We start from the raw sequence: 20,135 nt of genomic DNA, 5'->3' as shown, positions 1-20,135 counted from the left end.
CGGATCGCTGGGATCAGGACCGGCCGGGCACCCGCAGGGAAAGGGGGACGAACCGGAGCCCGCTGCGCACGGCAGCGACTGCTGCGACGGCCATCAACCCACCTCCCGGATCCCCGGAACCCGTACGCCGGCTGCTCGGCCGATCCGTACCGGTCCCCGTCCGCCCGCGAAGGGCGGCCGTTCCTCGTCGCGGTCCGCCCGGTGCGGGACCGCCTCCTGCCGCTCCGCCGGCCGGAGCCGGCGTGAGCCGCCCCACTTTAACATCCGGGGGTTTGTCGCACCTCGGCGCGATCACCGATGATGATCGCGCCGAGGCGCCCGGACACCGGGGCCGCCGGCACCCGGGGAGCCAAACGGGTGGTGAGCCCGTGCTTCCCGTCATCCGATAGCCTCAGCCGACGTGCTGCCGCGCCCCCGTGCGGCGTCTGCCGCCGTGATCGCCGCAAGGAGTGAGTTCGTCTGTCGACCGTCATCCTCACCGGTCTGCCGGTCCCCGGATCACCGCTCGCGGAAGAGCTGCGCTCCCTCGGCTTCGACGTGCGCACCGCGGCCGCCCCGGCGGACGCGGCCGCGGTCCTCGCCGCCGTCCCCGCCGACCAGCGGGTGGCCGTCGTGGACAGCGCCTTCGTCGGGCACGTCCACGCGCTGCGCCTCGCGTTGACCGACCCGCGCTTCGACGCGTGCGCGGTCACCGGTGCCCTCACCGTCCGGCCGGCCGCACGCGCGGCCCTCGACAAGGCCGCCGCGCTGCCCGAAACGGAAGCCGGCGACGGCCCCTGGGCCGACCGGCTCGCCGCCGCCGTCGAGGCCGCCGGGACCCCGGTCCAGCGGCCGGAGCTGGGCAGCCTCGTCGCCGCCGTCCCCGCGACCGCGGCGGAGCGGCAGGCCGCCGAGGCCGCCGTCGCGGCCGTGGACGAGGAGGCGGTGCGCCTGCGCTCCGCCGTGAAGTCCCGGGACGGGTTCTTCACCACCTTCTTCATCAGCCCCTACTCGCGCTACATCGCCCGCTGGTGCGCCCGCCGCGGCCTGACCCCCAACCAGGTCACCACCGCCTCGCTGGCCACCGCGCTCGTCGCCGCCGGCTGCGCCGCCACCGGCGAGCGCTGGGGGTACGTCACCGCGGGCGTGCTGCTGCTCGTCTCGTTCGTCCTGGACTGCACCGACGGGCAGCTGGCCCGCTACTCGCTCCAGTACTCGACGATGGGCGCCTGGCTCGACGCCACCTTCGACCGGGCGAAGGAGTACTCCTTCTACGCGGGCCTCGCGCTGGGCGCCGCCCGCGGCGGCGACGACGTGTGGGGGCTCGCGCTCGGCGCCATGATCCTCATGACCTGCCGGCACGTCGTGGACTTCTCCTTCAACGAGGCCAACCACGACGCGACCGCGAACACCAGCCCCACCGCGGCCCTCTCCGACCGGCTCGACAGCGTCGGCTGGACCGTCTGGCTCCGCCGGATGATCATCCTGCCGATCGGCGAGCGCTGGGCGATGATCGCCGTCCTGACGGCCTTCACCACCCCCCGCATCGTCTTCTACGCGCTGCTCGCCGGCTGTGCGTTCGGCGCGCTCTACACCACCGCCGGCCGGGTGCTGCGCTCGCTCACCCGCAAGGCCCGGCGCACCGAGCGCGCCGCCCGCGCCCTGGCCGACCTGGCCGACACCGGCCCGGTCGCCGAGCTCGCCGCCCGCGCCGCGGGCCGCGTCCTCGGCCGTACGGCGCCGGCCGCGGGGCTCGCCGCCGCCGTGGCCGGCTCGGCCGGCCTGCTGTGGACGGCCTGGGCACAGCCCTTCGGCGCCTGGCAGACCGCGGCGGCCGCCGCCGGCTACGCGGTGCTCGCCGGGGTCGCCGTCGCCCGCCCCCTGGCCGGGGCGCTCGACTGGCTGATCCCGCCCGTCTTCCGGGCCGCCGAGTACACCACCGTGCTGGTCCTGGCCGCCAAGGCGGACGTCCCCGGAGCTCTCCCGGCGGCATTCGGACTGGTCGCGGCGGTCGCCTACCATCACTACGACACGGTCTACCGCATCCGCGGCAACGCGGGCGCGCCCCCGCACTGGCTCGTGCGGACGATCGGCGGCCACGACGGCCGGGTGCTGCTGACCGCGGTCCTGGCCGCCGTCCTGGCGACGCGCGCCGCGGACTTCCGCTTCGCGCTCACCGCCCTGGCCGTCGCCGTGGCAACCGTGGTGCTCGCCGAGAGCATCCGCTTCTGGGTCTCCTCCGGGGCACCCGCCGTACATGACGAAGGAGAACCAGCATGATCGGCCTTGTCCTCGCTGCCGGTGCCGGACGCCGCCTGCGTCCCTACACCGACACCCTGCCCAAGGCCCTCGTGCCCGTCGGCCCCGAGGGCGACGAGGAGAGCCTGACGGTCCTCGACCTGACCCTCGGCAACTTCGCCGCCGTCGGCCTCACCGAGGTCGCGATCGTCGTCGGCTACCGCAAGGAGGCCGTCTACGAGCGCCGCGAGGCCCTGGAGGCCAAGTACGGGCTCTCGATCACGCTGATCGACAACGACAAGGCAGAGGAGTGGAACAACGCCTACTCCCTGTGGTGCGCGCGCGAGGTCCTCGGCCGCGGTGTGATCCTCGCCAACGGCGACACCGTCCACCCGGTCTCCGTCGAGGAGACCCTCCTCGCCGCCCGCGGCGACGGCAAGAAGATCATCCTCGCCCTCGACACGGTCAAGAGCCTGGCCGACGAGGAGATGAAGGTCGTCACCGCCGACGGCCGCGGCGTGCAGAAGATCACCAAGCTGATGGACCCGGCCGACGCCACCGGCGAGTACATCGGCGTCACCCTCATCGAGCCCGAGGCCGCCCAGGCCCTCGCCGAGGCCCTGAAGACCACCTTCGAGCGCGACCCGGACCTCTACTACGAGGACGGCTACCAGCAGCTCGTCAACGACGGCTTCGCGATCGACGTGGCCCCCATCGGCGACGTCAGGTGGGTGGAGATCGACAACCACGACGACCTCGCCAAGGGCCGGACGATCGCATGCCAGTACTGACGAGGCTCATCCCCTCCCCGGTCGTCGTCGACATCAGCCGGGGCGCCATGGACGACCTGGCCGGCCTCCTGGCCGACCAGCGGATCTCCGCGTCCGGCAAGCTGGCCATCGCCATCAGCGGCGGCTCCGGCCAGGTACTGCGCACCAAGCTGGAGCCGGTGCTGCCGCACGCCGACTGGTACGCGGTCGTCGACGGCACCATCGACTCGGCCGTCAAGCTCGCCGACGACATAAAGGGCCGCCGCTACGACGCCGTCGTGGGCCTGGGCGGCGGCAAGATCATCGACGTGGCGAAGTACGCCGCGGCGCGGGTCGGCCTGCCCATGGTGGCCGTCGCCACCAATCTGTCCCACGACGGCATCTGCTCGCCGGTCGCTACCCTCGACAACGACAACGGCCGCGGCTCCTACGGCGTGCCCACCCCGATCGCGATGGTCATCGACCTCGACGTGATCAAGGAGGCTCCCGTCCGGTTCGTCCGCGCCGGCATCGGCGACGCCCTCTCCAACATCTCCGCCATCGCCGACTGGGAGCTGTCGCACGAGGTCAACGGCGAGGCCGTCGACGGCCTCGCCGCCGCGATGGCCCGCACCGCCGGCGAGGCCGTGCTGCGCCACCCCGGCGGCTGCGGCGACGACGAGTTCCTCACGGTCCTCGCCGAGTCCCTCGTCCTGACCGGCATCGCCATGTCGATCAGCGGGGACACCCGCCCCGCCTCCGGTGCCTGCCACGAGATCAGCCACGCCTTCGACCTGCTCCACCCCGGGCGCTCCGCGCTCCACGGCGAGCAGGTCGGCCTCGGCGCCGCCTTCGCGATGCACCTGCGGGGCGCCGTCGAGCAGTCCGGGCTCTTCGCCGAGGTGCTGCGCCGCCACGGCCTGCCGGTCCTCCCCGAGGAGATCGGCTTCAGCGCGGAGGAGTTCGTCGCCGCGGTCGAGTACGCACCCCAGACCCGCCCCGGGCGTTTCACGATCCTGGAGCACCGCAACCTGTCCGCCGCCGATATCAGGGACGCTTACGCCGACTATGCCAAGACCATCCGTAGCTGAGCTCCGGCCCGTCGTTCACCCGGAGGGCGTGAAGGACCGGCGCAGCGGCGAGCACTGGGGCGGCCGCCTGTACATGCGCGAGGTCTCCCTGCGCATCACCCGCCTCCTGGTCACCACCAAGGTCACGCCGAACCAGCTGACCTACGTGATGACCCTGGCGGGCGTCCTCGCGCTGCCCGCGCTGCTCGTGCCGGGCGTCTGGGGCGCCGTCCTCGGCGTGGTCGCCGTCCAGCTCTACCTGCTGCTGGACTGCGTCGACGGCGAGGTCGCCCGCTGGAAGAAGCAGTACTCCCTCTCCGGGGTCTACCTGGACCGGGTCGGCGCCTACCTGTGCGACGCGGCCGTCCTGGTCGGCCTCGGCCTGCGCGCCGCCGACCTGTGGGGCGGCGGCCGGATCGACTGGCTGTGGGCCTTCCTCGGCACCCTCGCGGCGCTCGGCGCGATCCTGATCAAGGCGGAGACCGACCTGGTCGGCGTCGCCCGGCACCAGGGCGGGCTGCCCCCGGTCAAGGAGGCCGCCGCCGAGCCGCGCTCCTCCGGCATGGCCCTGGCCCGCCGGGCCGCTGCCGCCCTCAAGTTCCACCGCCTGATCCTCGGCATAGAGGCCTCGCTGCTGATCCTGCTGCTGGCCGTGCTGGACCAGATCCAGGGCGGCCTGTACTTCACCCGCCTCGGCGTGGCCGTCCTGGCCGGCATCGCGCTGCTGCAGACGGTGCTCCACCTCGTGTCCGTCCTCGCCTCCAGCAGGCTGCGGTGAGCGCCCCGCTGCGCGTCGGCGCGGTCGTCATCACCATGGGCAACCGCCCCGACGAGCTGAAGGCGCTCCTCGACTCCGTCGCCCGCCAGGAGGGCGACCCGGTCGAGGTCGTCGTCGTCGGCCAGGGCGTGGACCCCGCGGCTTTCGCCGACCCCGCGGCCGGCGTGCGCACCGTCGCCCTGCCCGAGAACCTCGGCATCCCCGGCGGCCGCAACGTCGGCATCGAGGCCTTCGGCCCCGGCGGCAGCGACGTCGACATCCTGCTCTTCCTCGACGACGACGGGCTGCTGGAGCGCACCGACACCGCCGAGCTGTGCCGCCGCGCCTTCGCGGAGGACCCCCGGCTGGGCATCGTCAGCTTCCGCATCGCCGATCCGGAGACCGGCACCACTCAGCGGCGGCACGTGCCCCGGCTGCGCGCCTCGGACCCGATGCGGTCCTCCCGGGTCACCACCTTCCTCGGCGGCGCCAACGCCGTGCGGACCGCGGTCCTCGGCCAGGTCGGCACCCTCCCGGCGGAGTTCTTCTACGCCCACGAGGAGACCGACCTGGCCTGGCGGGCCCTCGACGCCGGGTGGATGATCGACTACCGGGCGGACATGGTGCTGCTGCACCCGGCGACCGCCCCCTCCCGGCACGCGGTCTACCACCGTATGGTGGCCCGTAACAGGGTGTGGCTCGCCCGCCGCAACCTGCCCCTCCCGCTGGTCCCGGTCTACGTGGGCGTCTGGCTGCTGCTGACGCTCCTGCGCAGGCCCTCCGGGCCGGCGCTCAAGGCGTGGTTCGGCGGCTTCAGGGAGGGCTGGACCACCCCCTGCGGTCCCCGGCGCCCGATGAGGTGGCGTACGGTCTGGCGGCTGACCCGGCTGGGTCGACCGCCTGTCATCTGACACGCTGGCGTTTGAGAACATGGCGCGACCAGGGACAGAGCGCCTCTCGTCCCCGGTCCGCCTCTGCCGCATCGTGAAGACGGAAAGTTTCAACTTGTGAGTGACACAACCCAGGATGGCGCCCTCGCCACGAGCAAGCCGCCGTCCGAAGACGCGGGGCTGACCCCTGCTGAGCTCGCCAGGAAGTACGGCCTGTCCGTCAGCGGTGCCCGGCCGAGCCTGCCCGGCTACGTGCGGCAGCTCTGGGAGCGGCGCCACTTCATCATGGCGTTCTCCCGGGCCAAGCTGGTCGCCCAGTACAGCCAGGCCAAGCTCGGCCAGCTGTGGCAGGTGGCGACGCCGCTGCTCAACGCGCTCGTGTACTACCTGATCTTCGGCCTCATCCTGAACGCGGGCCGCGGCATGGAGAAGGGGGTCTACATCCCCTTCCTCGTCATCGGCATCTTCGTCTTCACGTTCACGCAGAGCTCGCTGATGGCGGGCGTGCGGGCCATCCCGTCCAACCTGGGCCTGGTCCGCGCCCTGCACTTCCCGCGCGCCTCCCTGCCGATCTCCTTCTCGATGCAGCAGCTCCAGCAGCTGATGTACTCGATGATCGTCGTGCTGGTCGTCGCGGTCATCTTCGGCAGCTACCCCTCGCTGTCGTGGCTGCTGGTGATCCCCGCCCTGGTGCTCCAGTTCGTCTTCAACACCGGCCTCGCGCTGATCTTCGCGCGCATGGGCGCCAAGACCCCGGACCTCGCCCAGCTGATGCCGTTCCTGACGCGCACCTGGATGTACGCCTCCGGCGTCATGTTCTCGATCAACGAGATGCTCAAGGACCGCCCGGCGTGGATCGCGGACGTCCTCCAGTGGAACCCCGCGGCGATCTACATGGACCTGATCCGCTTCGCGCTGATCGACGGCTACGGCAGCGAGAACCTCCCGCCGCACGTCTGGGCCTTCGCCGTCGGCTGGGCCGTCGTCATCGGCCTCGGCGGCTTCGTGTACTTCTGGAAGGCTGAGGAGCGCTACGGCCGTGGCTGAGAACAACAGGGGCTCGATCCCCACCGTCATCGCCGACGACGTGCACATCGTCTACCGCGTCAACACCGGCAGCTCCGGCCGCGGCAGCGCCACGGCGGCGCTCAGCAAGATACTCCGCAGGGGCAAGGGAGACGCGCCCGGCGTCCGCCGCGTCCACGCCGTGCGCGGGGTGTCCTTCACCGCCTACCGCGGCGAGGCCATCGGCCTCATCGGCTCCAACGGCTCCGGCAAGTCGACGCTGCTGCGCGCCATCGCGGGCCTGCTGCCCTGCGAGTCCGGCAAGGTCTACACCGACGGCCAGCCGTCGCTGCTCGGCGTCAACGCGGCCCTGATGAACGACCTCACGGGCGAGCGGAACGTCGTCCTCGGCGGCCTGGCCATGGGCATGAGCCGCGAGCAGATCCACGAGCGGTACCAGGACATCGTCGATTTCTCCGGAATCAACGACAAGGGCGACTTCATCTCCCTGCCGATGCGCACGTACTCCTCCGGCATGGCCGCACGCCTGCGCTTTTCCATCGCGGCGGCCAAGGACCACGACGTGCTGATGATCGACGAGGCGCTCGCCACCGGCGACCGCAAGTTCCAGGTGCGCTCCGAGGCGCGGATCCGCGAGCTGCGCCAGCAGGCCGGAACCGTCTTCCTGGTGAGCCACAACAACAAGTCGATCCGCGATACCTGCAGCCGCGTCCTGTGGCTGGAGAAGGGCGAACTCCTGATGGACGGGCCCACCGACGAGGTGGTCTCGGCATACGAGAAGGCGTCCGGTCACTGAACGTGACGGCATGGGGCCCCCGCCGCGCCGAGCAGCGGGGGTCCTCGCATGTCCCGGCCCTGCGCGGGACATTTCACGCCCGACATTCGGTGGCGCAGTGAATACCCCAGAGCGTTCCGCGGCGTTGTACAGCGTAAGCTGGGGCGGTCTTGAATCGCGGCAAGAGGGGACGATTCCCCGCAGGTGAACGGCCTGGGACCCCCCGGGGAAAGTCCGGCGGCGTGTCCGAAATAGGATGCATTGGGTCGGCAGTGTAGAACGGGAGATATGACGGCAATGGCTACGGGAATTCTCCGGCCCCCAGGCATTACGGCCGTCCCCGCCGCGGGCGGCGGGCGGTGACCCCGGCGCACGGCATCCGTCCCCGGCCGGCCCCGGCCCCCGACGCCCACACGAGCGCCACCCTCGACAAGGCCCGGACGGAGAACTTCCCCGTGGCCCCCGCGTTCCTCCCGCGCGCCTGGCGCGACGGCCTGACCGCCGTCTACGGATACGCCCGCCTCGTCGACGACATCGGCGACGGCGACCTCGCCCCCGGCGGCCGCGACGCCGTCCTCCTCGGCCTCGATGCCGCCGCCGCGGACGACCGGCCGGCGATGCTCGACGCCCTCGAAGCCGACCTGGGGCGCGTCTTCGCCGCCGGGCCACCGCCCCGCCACCCGCTCCTCGCGGCCCTGCGGCCCGTCGTCCGCGACCACGGCCTCACCCCCGAGCCGTTCCGCGCCCTGATCGAGGCCAACCGCCAGGACCAGCACACCACGCGCTACGCGACGTACGGCGACCTCCTCGCCTACTGCGAGCTGTCCGCGAACCCCGTCGGCCGCCTCGTCCTCGGCCTGACCGGCACCGCCACCCCCGAGCGGATCCGCCGGTCCGACGCGATCTGCACCGCCCTCCAGATCGTCGAACACCTCCAGGACGTCTCCGAGGACCTGCGCCGCGACCGCATCTACCTCCCCGCCGAGGACATGCGCCGCTTCCGCGTCGGCGAGGCCGACCTCGCCGCACCGACCGCCGGCGCCTCCGTCCGCTCCCTCATCGCCCACGAGGCCGCCCGCGCCCGGGACCTCCTCGACGAGGGCACCCCGCTCGTCGGCAGCGTCCGCGGCCGCCTGCGCCTGCTCCTCGCCGGCTTCACCGGCGGCGGCCGCGCCGCCCTGCGCGCCATCGCCGACGCCGGTTTCGACGTCCTGCCCGGCCCGCCCAAGCCCACCGGGAGCGGCCTGCTCCGCGAGGTGGCCGCCGTCCTGCGCACCGCGCCGAGAAAGGGGTGAGCCCGACCGTGGAGGGTTCCGCACACACCACCGCGCCGTCCGCGCAGGTCCAGGCTGCCTACAGCTACTGCGAGGCCGTCACCGGCACGCAGGCGCGCAACTTCGCCTACGGCATCAGGCTGCTGCCCGCCGACAAGCGGCAGGCCATGTCCGCGCTCTACGCCTTCTCCCGGCGCGTCGACGACATCGGCGACGGCACCCTGCCGCCCGACGCCAAGCTCGCCCGCCTGGAGGAGACCCGCGCCCTGCTCGGCAGGGTCCGCTCCGGCGCCGTCGACGAGGACGACACCGACCCCGTCGCGGTCGCCCTCGCCCACGCCGCCCGCCGCTTCCCCATCCCCCTCGGCGGACTCGACGAGCTCATCGACGGCGTCCTCATGGACGTCCGCGGCGAGACCTACGCCACCTGGGACGACCTGAAGACCTACTGCCGCTGCGTCGCCGGAGCCATCGGCCGGCTCTCCCTCGGCGTCTTCGGCACCACCGCCGGCGCCGGGCCCCGAGCCGAGCACGCCTCCGCATACGCCGACACCCTCGGCCTCGCCCTCCAGCTCACCAACATCCTGCGCGACGTCCGCGAGGACGCCGGCAACGGCCGCACCTACCTGCCCGCCGAGGACCTCGCCAAGTTCGGCTGCGACCCGGCCGACTTCCGCACCGGCCGGCTCCCCGCCTCCGCCGACTTCGCCGGACTCGTCCACCACGAAGTCCGCCGCGCCCGCGCCCTGTTCGCCGAGGGCTACCGGCTGCTGCCGCTCCTCGACCGCCGCAGCGGGGCCTGCGTCGCCGCGATGGCCGGCATCTACCGCCGCCTCCTCGACCGCATCGAACGCGAACCGGACGCCGTCCTCCGCGGCCGCGTCTCGCTGCCCACCCACGAGAAGGCGTACGTCGCCGTCCGCGGCCTGTCCGGCCTCGACGCGCGGACCATCACCCGCCAGAGCACGCGGAGGCGCACCCGATGACCCCCACGACCGGCTCCGAGGACCCCGCCCGCACCGCCGGCCGGCGCGCCGTCGTCGTCGGCGGCGGCCTCGCCGGCACCACCGCGGCCCTCGAACTCGCCGACGCCGGCCTGCAGGTGACCCTCCTGGAGGGCCGCCCCCGCCTCGGCGGCCTCGCGTTCTCCTTCAAGCGCGGCGACCTCACCGTCGACAACGGCCAGCACGTCTACCTCCGCTGCTGCACCGCCTACCGGTGGTTCCTCGACCGGGTCGGCGGCGCCGCCCTCGCCCCGCTCCAGGACCGGCTCGACGTCCCCGTCCTCGACGTCGCCCACCCCCGCGGCCCCCGCCTCGGCCGGCTGCGCCGCAACGCCCTGCCGGTCCCCCTGCACCTGGCGGCCTCCCTCGCCCGCTACCCCCACCTCACGCCTGCCGAACGCGCCGGAGTCGGCCGCGCCGCCCTCGCCCTGGGCCGCCTCGACCCCGCCGACCCGGCCCTCGACGGCATCGACTTCGCGACCTGGCTGGGCCGCCACGGGCAGAGCCCGCGCACCGTCGAGGCCCTGTGGGACCTCATCGGCGTCGCCACCCTCAACGCCACCGCCGACCGCTCCTCCCTCGGCCTGGCCGCCATGGTCTTCAAGACCGGCCTGCTCTCCGGCAACGGCGCCGCCGACATCGGCTGGGCCCGCGTCCCCCTCGGCCACCTGCACGACACCCTCGCCCGCGCGTCCCTCGACGCCGCCGGCGTCCGCACCGAACTGCGCGCCCGCGCCGCCTCGCTCACCCGCACCGCGGACGGCGCCTGGCAGGTCGCCACCGAGGACGGCACCCTCGACGCGGACACCGTCGTCCTCGCCGTCCCCCAGCGCGAGGCCCACGCACTGCTCCCGCCCGGCGCCCTCGCCGACCCCGACCGGCTCCTCGACATCGACACCGCCCCCATCCTCAACGTCCACGTCGTCTACGACCGCAAGGTGCTCCGGCAGCCCTTCTTCGCCGCCCTCGGCACCCCCGTCCAGTGGGTGTTCGACCGCACCGACTCCTCCGGACTGCCCGACGGCGGCCAGTACCTCGCCGTCTCCCAGTCCGCCGCCCAGGACGACATCGACGAACCGGTCTCCGTGCTGCGCGCCAAGTACCTCCCCGAACTGGAGCGCCTCCTGCCCGCCGCACGGGGCGCGAAGGTACGGGACTTCTTCGTGACCCGGGAGCGGACCGCCACGTTCGCCCCCACCCCCGGCGTCGGCCGGCTCCGCCCCGGCGCGCGGACCGACACGCCGGGCCTCTATCTCGCCGGTGCGTGGACCGCCACCGGCTGGCCCGCGACCATGGAGAGTGCCGTCCGGAGCGGATGGGACGCGGCGCACGCCGCCCTCACCGCGCTCGGCCGCCACCGCGCCCACCCCCTGACGGAGGCGGCATGACGATCATCAGCACGAACGGCAGCGCAGCACGCACAGGAAACAGAGGAGAGCCAGTGAACCCGGGGAACCCGGCTGTCGAGAACACGGATGCCGGCAAGGGAGCCGCGCAGGCGGCCGCGGCGGACACGCTCGCCCTCCTGGAGCGCGGGCGCACGCTGTCCACCCCCGTGCTCCGCGCCGCGGTCGACCGGCTCGCCGCGCCCATGGACACCGTCGCCGCCTACCACTTCGGCTGGATCGACGCCCACGGCAACCCGGCGGACGGCGACGGCGGCAAGGCCGTCCGCCCCGCCCTCGCCCTGCTGTCCGCCGAGGCCGCCGGCGCCCCCGCCGAGGTCGGCATCCCCGGCGCCGTGGCCGTTGAACTCGTCCACAACTTCTCGCTGCTGCACGACGACCTGATGGACGGCGACGAGCAGCGCCGCCACCGCGACACCGTCTGGAAGGTCCACGGCCCCGCCCAGGCCATCCTCGTCGGCGACGCCCTCTTCGCCCTCGCCAACGAGATCCTGCTGGAGCTCGGCACCGTCGAGGCCGGCCGCGCCACCCGCCGCCTGACGACGGCCACCCGCAAGCTCATCGACGGGCAGGCGCAGGACATCTCCTACGAGCACCGCGAGCGCGTGAGCGTCGAGGAGTGCCTGGAGATGGAGGGCAACAAGACCGGCGCCCTCCTCGCCTGCGCCGTCTCCATCGGTGCCGTCCTCGGCGGCGCCGACGACCGCACCGCCGACAAGCTGGAGGAGTACGGCTACCACCTCGGCCTCGCCTTCCAGGCCGTCGACGACCTCCTCGGCATCTGGGGCGACCCCGAGTCCACCGGCAAGCAGACCTGGAGCGACCTGCGGCAGCGCAAGAAGTCCCTCCCGGTCGTCGCCGCCCTCGCCGCAGGCGGCCCCGCCGCCGAGGAACTCGGCGAACTCCTCGCCGCCGACGCCAAGAGCAACGACTTCGAGAACTTCTCCGAGGAGGAGTTCGCCGCCCGCGCCGCCCTCATCGAAGCGGCCGGCGGCCGCGCCTGGACCGCGGAGGAGGCGCGCCGCCAGCACGCCGTCGCCATCCGGGCCCTCGACGGCGTCGACATGCCCCAGCGGGTCCGCGACCAGCTGACCGCCCTCGCCGACTTCGTCGTCGTACGCAAGAAGTGACCGCCACCCTCGTCACCCGGGTACGGATATGACGCGCGAGTCGCCGGCCGGCGCCCCCACCTGAGCGGCGCCGGCCGACGGCAGACCCCAGCACAGCAGAAGCCACTGCACGTTAAGGGGAAGCCATGACAGCGACGACCGACGGCACCGGCTCCCGGGACGCCGATCCGGAGGACACCACCACGGCCCCGCCGCCCGCCGGCACGGCCCGTACCGGCCTGCGCGCCGGCTCCCGCACGGGCAACCGGGGCGGGGCCGGCCGCACCGCCCCCGCCCGCCCCGCCGGCGCGGACCTCCCGCAGCCCGCCGGGCCGCCCGGCGTCCACGACGCCGCCGCGCGGGCCGTGCGCCACCTCCTCGACCGGCAGGACCCGGCCGGCTGGTGGAAGGGCGACCTGGAGACCAACGTCACCATGGACGCCGAGGACCTGCTGCTGCGCCAGTTCCTCGGCATCCGCGACGAGGCCACCACCGCGGCCGCCGCCCGCCACATCCGCGGCGGCCAGCGCGCCGACGGCACCTGGGCCACCTTCCACGACGGCCCCCCCGACCTGTCCGCCACCGTCGAGGCGTACGTCGCCCTGCGCCTGGCCGGCGACGCACCCGAAGCCCCCCACATGGCCCGCGCCTCCGCCTGGATCCGCGCCCACGGCGGCATCGCCGCCGCCCGCGTCTTCACCCGGATCTGGCTCGCCCTCTTCGGCTGGTGGAGCTGGGACCACCTGCCCGAACTCCCGCCCGAACTGGTCTTCCTGCCGCCCTGGGTGCCGCTGAACATCTACGACTTCGGCTGCTGGGCCCGGCAGACCATCGTCCCGCTGACGGTCGTCTCGGCGCTCCGCCCCGTCCGCCCCGGGCCCTTCGCCCTGGACGAGCTCCACACCGACGCGCGCCGGCCCGTCCCTCCCCGCACCTACGCCCCCCTTGCCACCTGGGACGGGCTCTTCCAGCGCATGGACCGGGCCCTGCACCTCTACCGCCGGTTCGCGCCGCGCCCGCTGCGCCAGGCGGCCATGGACGCCGCCGCCCGCTGGATCATCGAACGGCAGGAGAACGACGGCTGCTGGGGCGGCATCCAGCCCCCGGCCGTCTACTCCCTGATCGCCCTCCACCTCCTCGGCTACGACCTCGGGCACCCCGTGATGCGGGCCGGCCTGGACTCCCTGGACCGCTTCGCCGTCTGGCGCGAGGACACCGCCCCCGGCCCCGACGGCCTCCCCGCCGGCCCCGCACCCGTCCGCATGGTCGAGGCCTGCCAGTCCCCGGTCTGGGACACCTGCCTCGCCGCGATCGCCCTCGCGGACGCAGGCCTGCCCCCCGACCACCCGGCCCTCGTCAAGGCCGCCGACTGGATGCTCGGCGAGGAGATCACCCGCACCGGCGACTGGGCCGTCCGCAGACCCGGACTCGCCCCCGGAGGCTGGGCGTTCGAGTTCCACAACGACAACTACCCCGACATCGACGACACCGCCGAAGTGGTCCTCGCCCTGCGCCGCGTCGCCCACCCCGACCCCGACCGCCTGGACGCCGCCGTCGACCGCGCCGTCACCTGGACCCTCGGCATGCAGTCCGGCGACGGCGCCTGGGCCGCCTTCGACGCCGACAACACCAGCACCCTGCCCAACCGGCTGCCCTTCTGCGACTTCGGGGAGGTCGTCGACCCGCCCTCCGCCGACGTCACCGCCCATGTCGTCGAGATGCTCGCCGCCGAGGGCCGCGCCCACGACCCGCGCACCCGCCGCGGCATCACCTGGCTCCTCGACCGGCAGGAGCCCGACGGGAGCTGGTTCGGCCGCTGGGGCACCAACTACGTCTACGGCACCGGCTCCGTCCTCCCGGCCCTCGCCGCCGCCGGAATCCCGGCCTCCCACCCCGCCGTCCGGCGCGCCGTCGCCTGGCTGGAGTCCGTACAGAACGACGACGGCGGCTGGGGCGAGGACCAGCGCTCCTACCAGGACCCCCGGACCTGGGCCGGACGCGGAGCCTCCACCCCCTCGCAGACCGCCTGGGCGCTGATGGCGCTCCTGGCCGCCGGGGAGCGCGGCAGCAAGGCCGTCGAACGCGGCATCGCCCACCTCGTGCGCACCCAGCTCCCCGACGGCACCTGGGACGAGCCGCACTTCACGGGCACCGGCTTCCCCTGGGACTTCTCCATCAACTACCACCTCTACCGGCACGTGTTCCCGCTCACCGCCCTCGGCCGCTACCTGTACGGGGACCCCTTCACGCCCGGGACGCACTGATGCCCGCAGCCGCCCGGCCCGGCGCCCCCGCGACCGCCCCGCTGCTCGTCGCCTGCGCCCTGCGCATCGAGCGGGCCGCCCTCGGCGGCGGACGGGGGGCACCGCCCGGCACCACCGTCCTGCGCACCGGGATGGGGCCGCGGGCCGCCGAGCGGGCCGTCGTACGGGCCCTGGCGGCGCCGGAGCTGGCCGGGGCGGCCGTCCTCGCCACCGGGTTCTGCGCCGGGCTCGTCCCCGGCATGCACCCCGGCGACCTCGTCGTCGCCGAGGAGGCCCGCGACCCCCGGGGAACCGTCGCCTGCACCGGCGTTTCCCGGCTCGCGGAGGCGCTGGCCCGCGCCGCACCCGGCTGCACCGTGCACACCGGGGTCCTGACCGGCTCCGACCACGTCGTCCGCGGGCAGGAGCGGGCCCGGCTGCGCGCCGGGGGCGCCATCGGCGTCGACATGGAGTCGGCGGCCACCCTGTGGGCCGCGAGCCGGGCCGCCGGCGCGGACGGCGCGATCCGCCCCGTTGCGGCCGTCCGGGTGGTCGTGGACGCCCCGGAGCACGAGCTCGTCCGCATCGGCACCCTCCGCGGTGGAATATCGGCCTTCCGTGTACTGCGTGCCCTACTGCCTGCTTTTCACGACTGGCACCGTTCTTCGCCGCTCCCCAGGAGGTGAGCCAGATGGCCATGCCGCTGCGACAGTCCATCAGGGTCGGGACCTATCTGCTCGAACAGAAGCTCCGCAAGCGCGACAAGTTCCCCCTGATCGTCGAGTTGGAGCCGCTCTACGCCTGCAACCTGGCCTGTGAGGGCTGCGGGAAGATCCAGCACCCGGCGGGGGTGCTCAAACAGCGCATGCCGGTCGCCCAGGCGGTCGGAGCCGTCCTGGAGTCCGGGGCGCCGATGGTGTCCATCGCGGGCGGGGAGCCGCTGATGCACCCGCAGATCGACGAGATCGTCCGCCAGTTGACAGCCCGCCGCAAGTACGTCTTCCTGTGCACGAACGCGCTGCTGCTCCGCAAGAAGATCGCCAAGTTCGCCCCGTCCCCCTACTTCGCCTTCGCCGTGCACATCGACGGGCTGCGCGAGCGCCACGACGAGTCCGTGGCCAAGGAGGGCGTCTTCGACGAGGCCGTCGAGGCCATCAGGGAGGCGAAGAGGCGCGGGTTCCGGGTGACGACGAACTCCACGTTCTTCAACACCGACACCCCGCAGACGGTCATCGAGGTGCTGAACTACCTCAACGACGACCTCCAGGTCGACGAAATGATGATCTCACCCGCCTACGCCTACGAAAAGGCACCCGACCAGGAGCACTTCCTGGGCGTCGACCAGACGAGAGAACTCTTCAGGAAGGCCTTCGCAGGCGGAAACCGCCGCCGCTGGCGCCTCAACCACTCGCCGCTCTTCCTGGACTTCCTGGAGGGCCGGGCCGATTTCCCCTGCACCGCCTGGGCCATTCCCAATTACTCCCTCTTCGGCTGGCAGCGCCCCTGCTACCTGATGAGCGACGGGTACGTGCCCACCTACCGGGAGCTGGTCGAGGAGACCGACTGGAGCAGGTACGGCCGCGGCAAGGACCCGCGGTGCGCTAACTGCATGGCGCACTGCGGCTACGAGCCGACCGCCGTCCTCGCCACCATGGGCTCGCTGAAGGAGTCGCTGCGCGCGGCCCGCGAGACGCTCGGCGGCAGCCGGGCCGGCCGGCGGTGACCGGGGGAGCGGGCTCCGGTTTCGACCTGCGGGCCCTGCTGGCCGAGCGCGGCGCCGAGGGGTACGAGCTGCACGCGCGCCACCTCAACCCGCAACTGCCCCGGATGCTGCACACCATCGGCTTCGACAGGGTCTACGAGCGGGCCGAGGGCGCCCATTTCTGGGACGCCGAGGGCAACGACCACCTGGACATGCTGGCCGGGTTCGGGGTCATGGGGCTCGGCCGCCACCACCCGGTGGTGCGCCGGGCGCTGCACGACGTCCTCGACGCCGGACTCGCCGACCTGACCCGCTTCGACTGCCCGCCGCTGCCGGGCCTGCTCGCGGAGCGGCTGCTCTCGTACAGCCCCCACCTGGACCGCGTCTTCTTCGGCAACAGCGGCACCGAGGCCGTCGAGGCCGCCCTGAAGTTCGCCCGGTACGCCACCGGGCGGCCCAGGGTCCTCTACTGCGACCACGCCTTCCACGGGCTGACGGCCGGCGCGCTGTCGGTCAACGGGGAGCGCGGCTTCCGCAACGGCTTCGCGCCACTGCTGCCCGACACCCGGATCCCGCTCGGCGACCTGGCCGCCCTGGAGCGGGAGCTGCTCCGGGGGGACGTGGCCGCGTTCGTCGTCGAGCCCGTCCAGGGCAAGGGTGTGCACGCCGCCCCGCCGGGCTTCCTGGCCGCCGCCCAGGAGCTGCTGCACCGGCACAAGGCGCTGCTCATCGCCGACGAGGTGCAGACCGGCATCGGACGTACCGGCGACTTCTACGCGTACCAGCACGAGCCGGGCGTCGAACCGGACCTGGTGTGCGTCGCCAAGGCGCTGTCCGGGGGGTACGTCCCCGTCGGCGCCACCCTGGGCCGGGACTGGATCTTCCGCAAGGTGTACTCCTCCATGGACCGGGTGCTCGTCCACTCCGCCAGCTTCGGCTCCAACGCGCAGGCGATGGCGGCCGGGCTCGCCGTGCTCGCCGTCATGGAGGACGAGCAGCTGGTGGCCCGCGCCCGTGCGATGGGCGAGCTGCTGCGCGGGCGGCTCGCCGCACTCGTCGGCGACTACGAGCTGCTGCACGAGGTGCGGGGGCGGGGCCTGATGATCGGCATCGAGTTCGGGCGGCCGTCGTCGCTGGGGCTGCGCAGCCGGTGGACGGTGCTCCAGGCCGCCCGCAAGGGGCTCTTCGCCCAGATGGTCGTGGTGCCGCTGCTGCGCAGGCACCGGATCCTGACCCAGGTGTCGGGGGACCGCCTGGAGGTCATCAAGCTGATTCCGCCGCTGGTGATCGACGAGGCGGACGTCGACCGGTTCGTCGGGGCCTTCCGCGAGGTCATGGACGAGGCGCACGACGGGGGCGGGCTGATGTGGGAGTTCGGGCGGACGCTCGTCAGGCAGGCGGCCGCGGGGAGCTGAGCGGTCCGGGGGCGCCGGCGGCCGGCCGGCGCCCTCAGGCCCCGGGAGCTCAGGCGAGCAGCCGGTCGCGGAGGCGGTCCAGGGTGGCGGGGGCCAGGCGCAGGCCCTCGGCCAGGTAGCGGTCGGTGCCGCCCCAGTGCGCGTCGATGGTGTCGAAGGCCGCGGCCAGGTACGCGGCGCGGGCGTCGAAGAGCGGCGCGAGCAGTTCCGTCGCCTCGGGGGAGCGGGCCTCGGGGATGCCGCTGCCGGGGCGCACGCGGTAGCGGCGGTGCGGGGCGTTCGACTCCAGGTAGTCCGCCAGGATCGCCTCCCGCTCCACCCCCAGTGCGAGGAGCGTGACGGCGACCGCCACCCCGGCCCGGTCCTTGCCTGCGGCGCAGTGCATGAGCGCCGGGACGCTGTCCTCGGCCAGCGCGTGCAGTACCCGGCCGTGCTCGGCGGTGCGCTCCACGACCATCGCGCGGTAGGAGGCGGTCATCCGCGCGGCGGCCCTGCCGTCGCCGAGGATGCCGCGGAGCTGCTCGGTGTCGCCGTCGCGCACCATCGACCAGAAGTCCGCGCCGGCGGCCGGGTCGGAGAGCGGGATGTTCAGGTTGCGCACGCCGGCGAGCGGGATGTCGGGCCCCTCCAGGGCCTGGTCGACGGCGTTGCGGAAGTCGAAGACGGTGTGCAGGCACAGCGATTCGAGGAACTCTGCATCGGTTTCGGTGGCATGCGCCAGATGTCCGCTTCGGTAGAGTCGTCCCGACCTGACCCGGCGTCCGTCGAGGGTCGGGAGGCCGCCCACGTCGCGGAAGTTGCGTACGCCGGCCAGTTGCGGCTCGGGCGCCGGTCCGGCCGGAGGGGGCGTGGGTATCTGCTGGGTCACGTGGATCCTCCGCATCGTCACCGGATGTCCGAATTGAGCTGCTTGGGGCCAACGTGCCGCTGTCGGAGGGGGGATCGGGCGCAGCCCCGTGAGCCAGATCATACGGTGACCGTGCGTGCCCGAGAAGGAAACGCGAAAGCCCCGGCCGGAAGGCCTGTTGGCACAAGCGAATGGACACAGGGTGACCGGAATTCCGCCGGAAACGCGTTCCTGTGAATCCGTCAGGTAATTCGCGGCTTGTTCCGTCCCGTCGGACTGGATTACCTTCGCGACCGATCCGGACGGACCGCCTAATCCTGCCGCCGCCCGGAAACCGCACTCGACCATTCACGCGACCGGCAGGAGCGGGGGAACCAGGTAGGCCGCCGTCGCCGGAGTTCCCCCTCCGGAAACGGCTCGGGGTGAAGCCGCGCACGTCCCGCTCGCGGGGCCGTGCCGGCCGGACAGCTCCCGGTCCGAACCCGACAGCTCACCTCGCAGGCGCCGGAGAGGAATCCGCCATGCCGGCCAAGGGCAAGCACCGCCGTCCGAAGTCCCGCTCGATAGCCCGGGGCTTCGCCGCCGCCGGAACCGGGGGCGCCGCGCTCGCGCTCCCGCTCGTCGGCGCCGCCGGCGCCCACGCGGCTCCCGCCGCCGCCCCGCACGCCCCCTCGGCGGTGCAGGCGCAGCCCATTGCCGCCGCACCGGCCGCCGCCCCCGCCCCCGCCGTGTACACCGTCGTGCCGGGGGACTGCCTCTCCACCATCGCCGCGGACCGGGGCGTCGAGGGCGGCTGGCAGCAGCTGTACGCCGACAACCGGGAGGCCGTCGGCGCCGACCCGTCGCTGATCCACCCCGGCCTCCGGCTCAGCCTCGGCGCGCCGGGCGGCGCCGGCGCCGCGGCGCCGGCCCAGGCCGCAAAGCCCGCCGGCAAGCCCGCCGCCGCGCCGAAGAAGCAGGCCCCGGCCCCGGCGGCAGCAGCCGCCGCCGGCCAGCGCACCGCCAAGGCCGCAGCCGACCGGCAGGCCGCCGCCCCGAAGGCGTCCGCCCCGAAGGCCGCCGCACCCGTCGCCGCCGGCGCCTTCGTCGCCCCCGTCGGCGGCGGCGTCTCCACCGCGTACAGGATGTCCGGCGCCATGTGGTCCAGCGGCTACCACACCGGCGTCGACTTCATCGCAAGCTCCGGCACCCCGGTCCGCGCCGTCGGCGCCGGCACCGTCGTCTCCGCCGGCTGGGGAGGCGCGTACGGCAACGAGGTCGTCATCCGGCACGCCGACGGCAAGTACTCCCAGTACGCCCACCTCTCCCAGCTGTCCGTGACCGCCGGCCAGAGCGTCACCGCCGGCCAGGGCATCGGCCTCTCCGGCTCCACCGGCAACTCCACCGGCCCGCACCTCCACTTCGAGATCCGCACCGGCCAGTCCTACGGCTCCGACATCGATCCGATCGCCTACCTCCGCTCCAAGGGCGTCACCATCTGAACCCCGCCCCGGCAGGGGCGGCGGCCGGACCCGTGCGGGGCCGGGGCCCGAGGGGGGTCCCGGCCCCGCACGCCTCTATTCCGAACCGACCGGGTGGTATAGATCACGGACCGTCAACCCCTTCCTACGGTGGCGTAGGTCACGTGGCGGGGTGAAAAATACGGTCTTGT

Annotated in this window: 17 protein-coding genes and 1 riboswitch; of the genes, 16 read left to right on the top strand and 1 reads right to left on the bottom strand. The window is 73.6% G+C overall.

Annotated elements, in window-relative coordinates:
- Positions 1–459: 459 nt before the first annotated feature.
- The 15 genes from MUK52_RS04845 (at position 460) to MUK52_RS04775 (ending at position 17,637) form a co-directional block, all read left to right on the top strand.
- A complete protein-coding gene (locus MUK52_RS04845) occupies positions 460–2,259 on the top strand; it encodes a DUF5941 domain-containing protein (protein WP_284581653.1) in 1,800 nt (599 codons plus the stop codon).
- The gene (locus MUK52_RS04840; protein ID WP_114055047.1) at positions 2,256–3,008 is read left to right on the top strand and encodes a phosphocholine cytidylyltransferase family protein; all 753 of its coding nucleotides are present in this window, start codon (positions 2,256–2,258) and stop codon (positions 3,006–3,008) included. Before MUK52_RS04845 ends, MUK52_RS04840 begins: the two co-directional genes overlap by 4 nt.
- Positions 2,996–4,057: an iron-containing alcohol dehydrogenase family protein gene (locus MUK52_RS04835; RefSeq protein ID WP_114055048.1), complete on the top strand. Its 1,062-nt coding sequence runs from the start codon at positions 2,996–2,998 to the stop codon at positions 4,055–4,057. The genes MUK52_RS04840 and MUK52_RS04835 overlap by 13 nt, the downstream gene beginning before the upstream one ends.
- Positions 4,035–4,814 (top strand): CDP-alcohol phosphatidyltransferase family protein, encoded by a 780-nt coding sequence (locus tag MUK52_RS04830; protein WP_114055049.1) that lies wholly within the window; start codon positions 4,035–4,037, stop codon positions 4,812–4,814. Before MUK52_RS04835 ends, MUK52_RS04830 begins: the two co-directional genes overlap by 23 nt.
- Positions 4,811–5,704: a glycosyltransferase family 2 protein gene (locus MUK52_RS04825; RefSeq protein WP_114055050.1), complete on the top strand. Its 894-nt coding sequence runs from the start codon at positions 4,811–4,813 to the stop codon at positions 5,702–5,704. Before MUK52_RS04830 ends, MUK52_RS04825 begins: the two co-directional genes overlap by 4 nt.
- Positions 5,705–5,800: 96 nt before the next feature.
- Positions 5,801–6,730: an ABC transporter permease gene (locus MUK52_RS04820; RefSeq protein ID WP_114055051.1), complete on the top strand. Its 930-nt coding sequence runs from the start codon at positions 5,801–5,803 to the stop codon at positions 6,728–6,730.
- The gene (locus MUK52_RS04815; RefSeq protein WP_114055052.1) at positions 6,723–7,505 is read left to right on the top strand and encodes an ABC transporter ATP-binding protein; all 783 of its coding nucleotides are present in this window, start codon (positions 6,723–6,725) and stop codon (positions 7,503–7,505) included. Before MUK52_RS04820 ends, MUK52_RS04815 begins: the two co-directional genes overlap by 8 nt.
- A 356-nt stretch (positions 7,506–7,861) precedes the next feature.
- Positions 7,862–8,779 (top strand): squalene synthase HpnC, encoded by a 918-nt coding sequence (gene hpnC, locus MUK52_RS04810; RefSeq protein WP_114058585.1) that lies wholly within the window; start codon positions 7,862–7,864, stop codon positions 8,777–8,779.
- Positions 8,776–9,744 carry a presqualene diphosphate synthase HpnD gene (gene hpnD / locus MUK52_RS04805; RefSeq protein ID WP_428985416.1) on the top strand — a complete coding sequence of 323 codons (969 nt, stop codon included), beginning with the start codon at positions 8,776–8,778 and terminating at the stop codon, positions 9,742–9,744. The genes hpnC and hpnD overlap by 4 nt, the downstream gene beginning before the upstream one ends.
- Complete coding sequence (gene hpnE, locus MUK52_RS04800) at positions 9,741–11,150, top strand: hydroxysqualene dehydroxylase HpnE (protein WP_284574826.1); 1,410 nt, start codon at positions 9,741–9,743, stop codon at positions 11,148–11,150. Before hpnD ends, hpnE begins: the two co-directional genes overlap by 4 nt.
- Positions 11,151–11,203: 53 nt before the next feature.
- On the top strand, positions 11,204–12,298 hold the full coding sequence (locus tag MUK52_RS04795) for a polyprenyl synthetase family protein (RefSeq protein WP_428985417.1): 1,095 nt from the start codon (positions 11,204–11,206) through the stop codon (positions 12,296–12,298).
- Positions 12,299–12,423: 125 nt separating this feature from the next.
- Positions 12,424–14,541, top strand: coding sequence for a squalene--hopene cyclase (shc, locus tag MUK52_RS04790; RefSeq protein WP_284574825.1), 2,118 nt, complete (start codon positions 12,424–12,426; stop codon positions 14,539–14,541).
- A complete protein-coding gene (locus MUK52_RS04785; RefSeq protein WP_284574823.1) occupies positions 14,541–15,206 on the top strand; it encodes a phosphorylase family protein in 666 nt (221 codons plus the stop codon). Before shc ends, MUK52_RS04785 begins: the two co-directional genes overlap by 1 nt.
- 5 nt (positions 15,207–15,211) lie before the next feature.
- Positions 15,212–16,243: an adenosyl-hopene transferase HpnH gene (gene hpnH / locus MUK52_RS04780; RefSeq protein WP_114055055.1), complete on the top strand. Its 1,032-nt coding sequence runs from the start codon at positions 15,212–15,214 to the stop codon at positions 16,241–16,243.
- Entirely contained in the window at positions 16,240–17,637 is a 1,398-nt protein-coding gene (locus MUK52_RS04775; RefSeq protein WP_284574819.1) for an aspartate aminotransferase family protein, read from the top strand. The genes hpnH and MUK52_RS04775 overlap by 4 nt, the downstream gene beginning before the upstream one ends.
- Positions 17,638–17,686: 49 nt before the next feature.
- Here MUK52_RS04775 and MUK52_RS04770 read toward each other — a convergent pair whose 3' ends face one another.
- Positions 17,687–18,505, bottom strand: coding sequence for a tyrosine-protein phosphatase (locus MUK52_RS04770; protein ID WP_284574818.1), 819 nt, complete (start codon positions 18,503–18,505; stop codon positions 17,687–17,689).
- Positions 18,506–18,815: 310 nt separating this feature from the next.
- A riboswitch (cyclic di-AMP (ydaO/yuaA leader) is annotated at positions 18,816–19,001 on the top strand.
- Positions 19,002–19,005: 4 nt separating this feature from the next.
- On the opposite strand from MUK52_RS04770, the gene MUK52_RS04765 reads away from it, so the two are divergent.
- Positions 19,006–19,965, top strand: a complete 960-nt coding sequence (locus tag MUK52_RS04765; RefSeq protein WP_284574816.1) for a M23 family metallopeptidase — start codon at positions 19,006–19,008, stop codon at positions 19,963–19,965.
- Positions 19,966–20,135: the final 170 nt, after the last annotated feature.

Origin of the sequence: Streptomyces sp. 2P-4 (assembly GCF_030167965.1) — a bacterium.
GTDB lineage: Bacteria > Actinomycetota > Actinomycetes > Streptomycetales > Streptomycetaceae > Streptomyces > Streptomyces globosus_A.
This window is presented reverse-complemented; position numbering and strand designations above follow the sequence as displayed.

Excerpts from the sequence above, each read along its gene's own strand:
- MUK52_RS04840 (WP_114055047.1), top strand. The coding sequence starts at position 2,256 with ATGATCGGCCTTGTCCTCGCTGCCGGTGCCGGACGCCGCCTGCGTCCC.
- MUK52_RS04835 (WP_114055048.1), top strand. The coding sequence starts at position 2,996 with ATGCCAGTACTGACGAGGCTCATCCCCTCCCCGGTCGTCGTCGACATC.
- MUK52_RS04830 (WP_114055049.1), top strand. The coding sequence starts at position 4,035 with ATGCCAAGACCATCCGTAGCTGAGCTCCGGCCCGTCGTTCACCCGGAG.
- hpnE (WP_284574826.1), top strand. The coding sequence starts at position 9,741 with ATGACCCCCACGACCGGCTCCGAGGACCCCGCCCGCACCGCCGGCCGG.
- shc (WP_284574825.1), top strand. The coding sequence starts at position 12,424 with ATGACAGCGACGACCGACGGCACCGGCTCCCGGGACGCCGATCCGGAG.
- MUK52_RS04785 (WP_284574823.1), top strand. The coding sequence starts at position 14,541 with ATGCCCGCAGCCGCCCGGCCCGGCGCCCCCGCGACCGCCCCGCTGCTC.
- hpnH (WP_114055055.1), top strand. The coding sequence starts at position 15,212 with ATGGCCATGCCGCTGCGACAGTCCATCAGGGTCGGGACCTATCTGCTC.
- MUK52_RS04765 (WP_284574816.1), top strand. The coding sequence starts at position 19,006 with ATGCCGGCCAAGGGCAAGCACCGCCGTCCGAAGTCCCGCTCGATAGCC.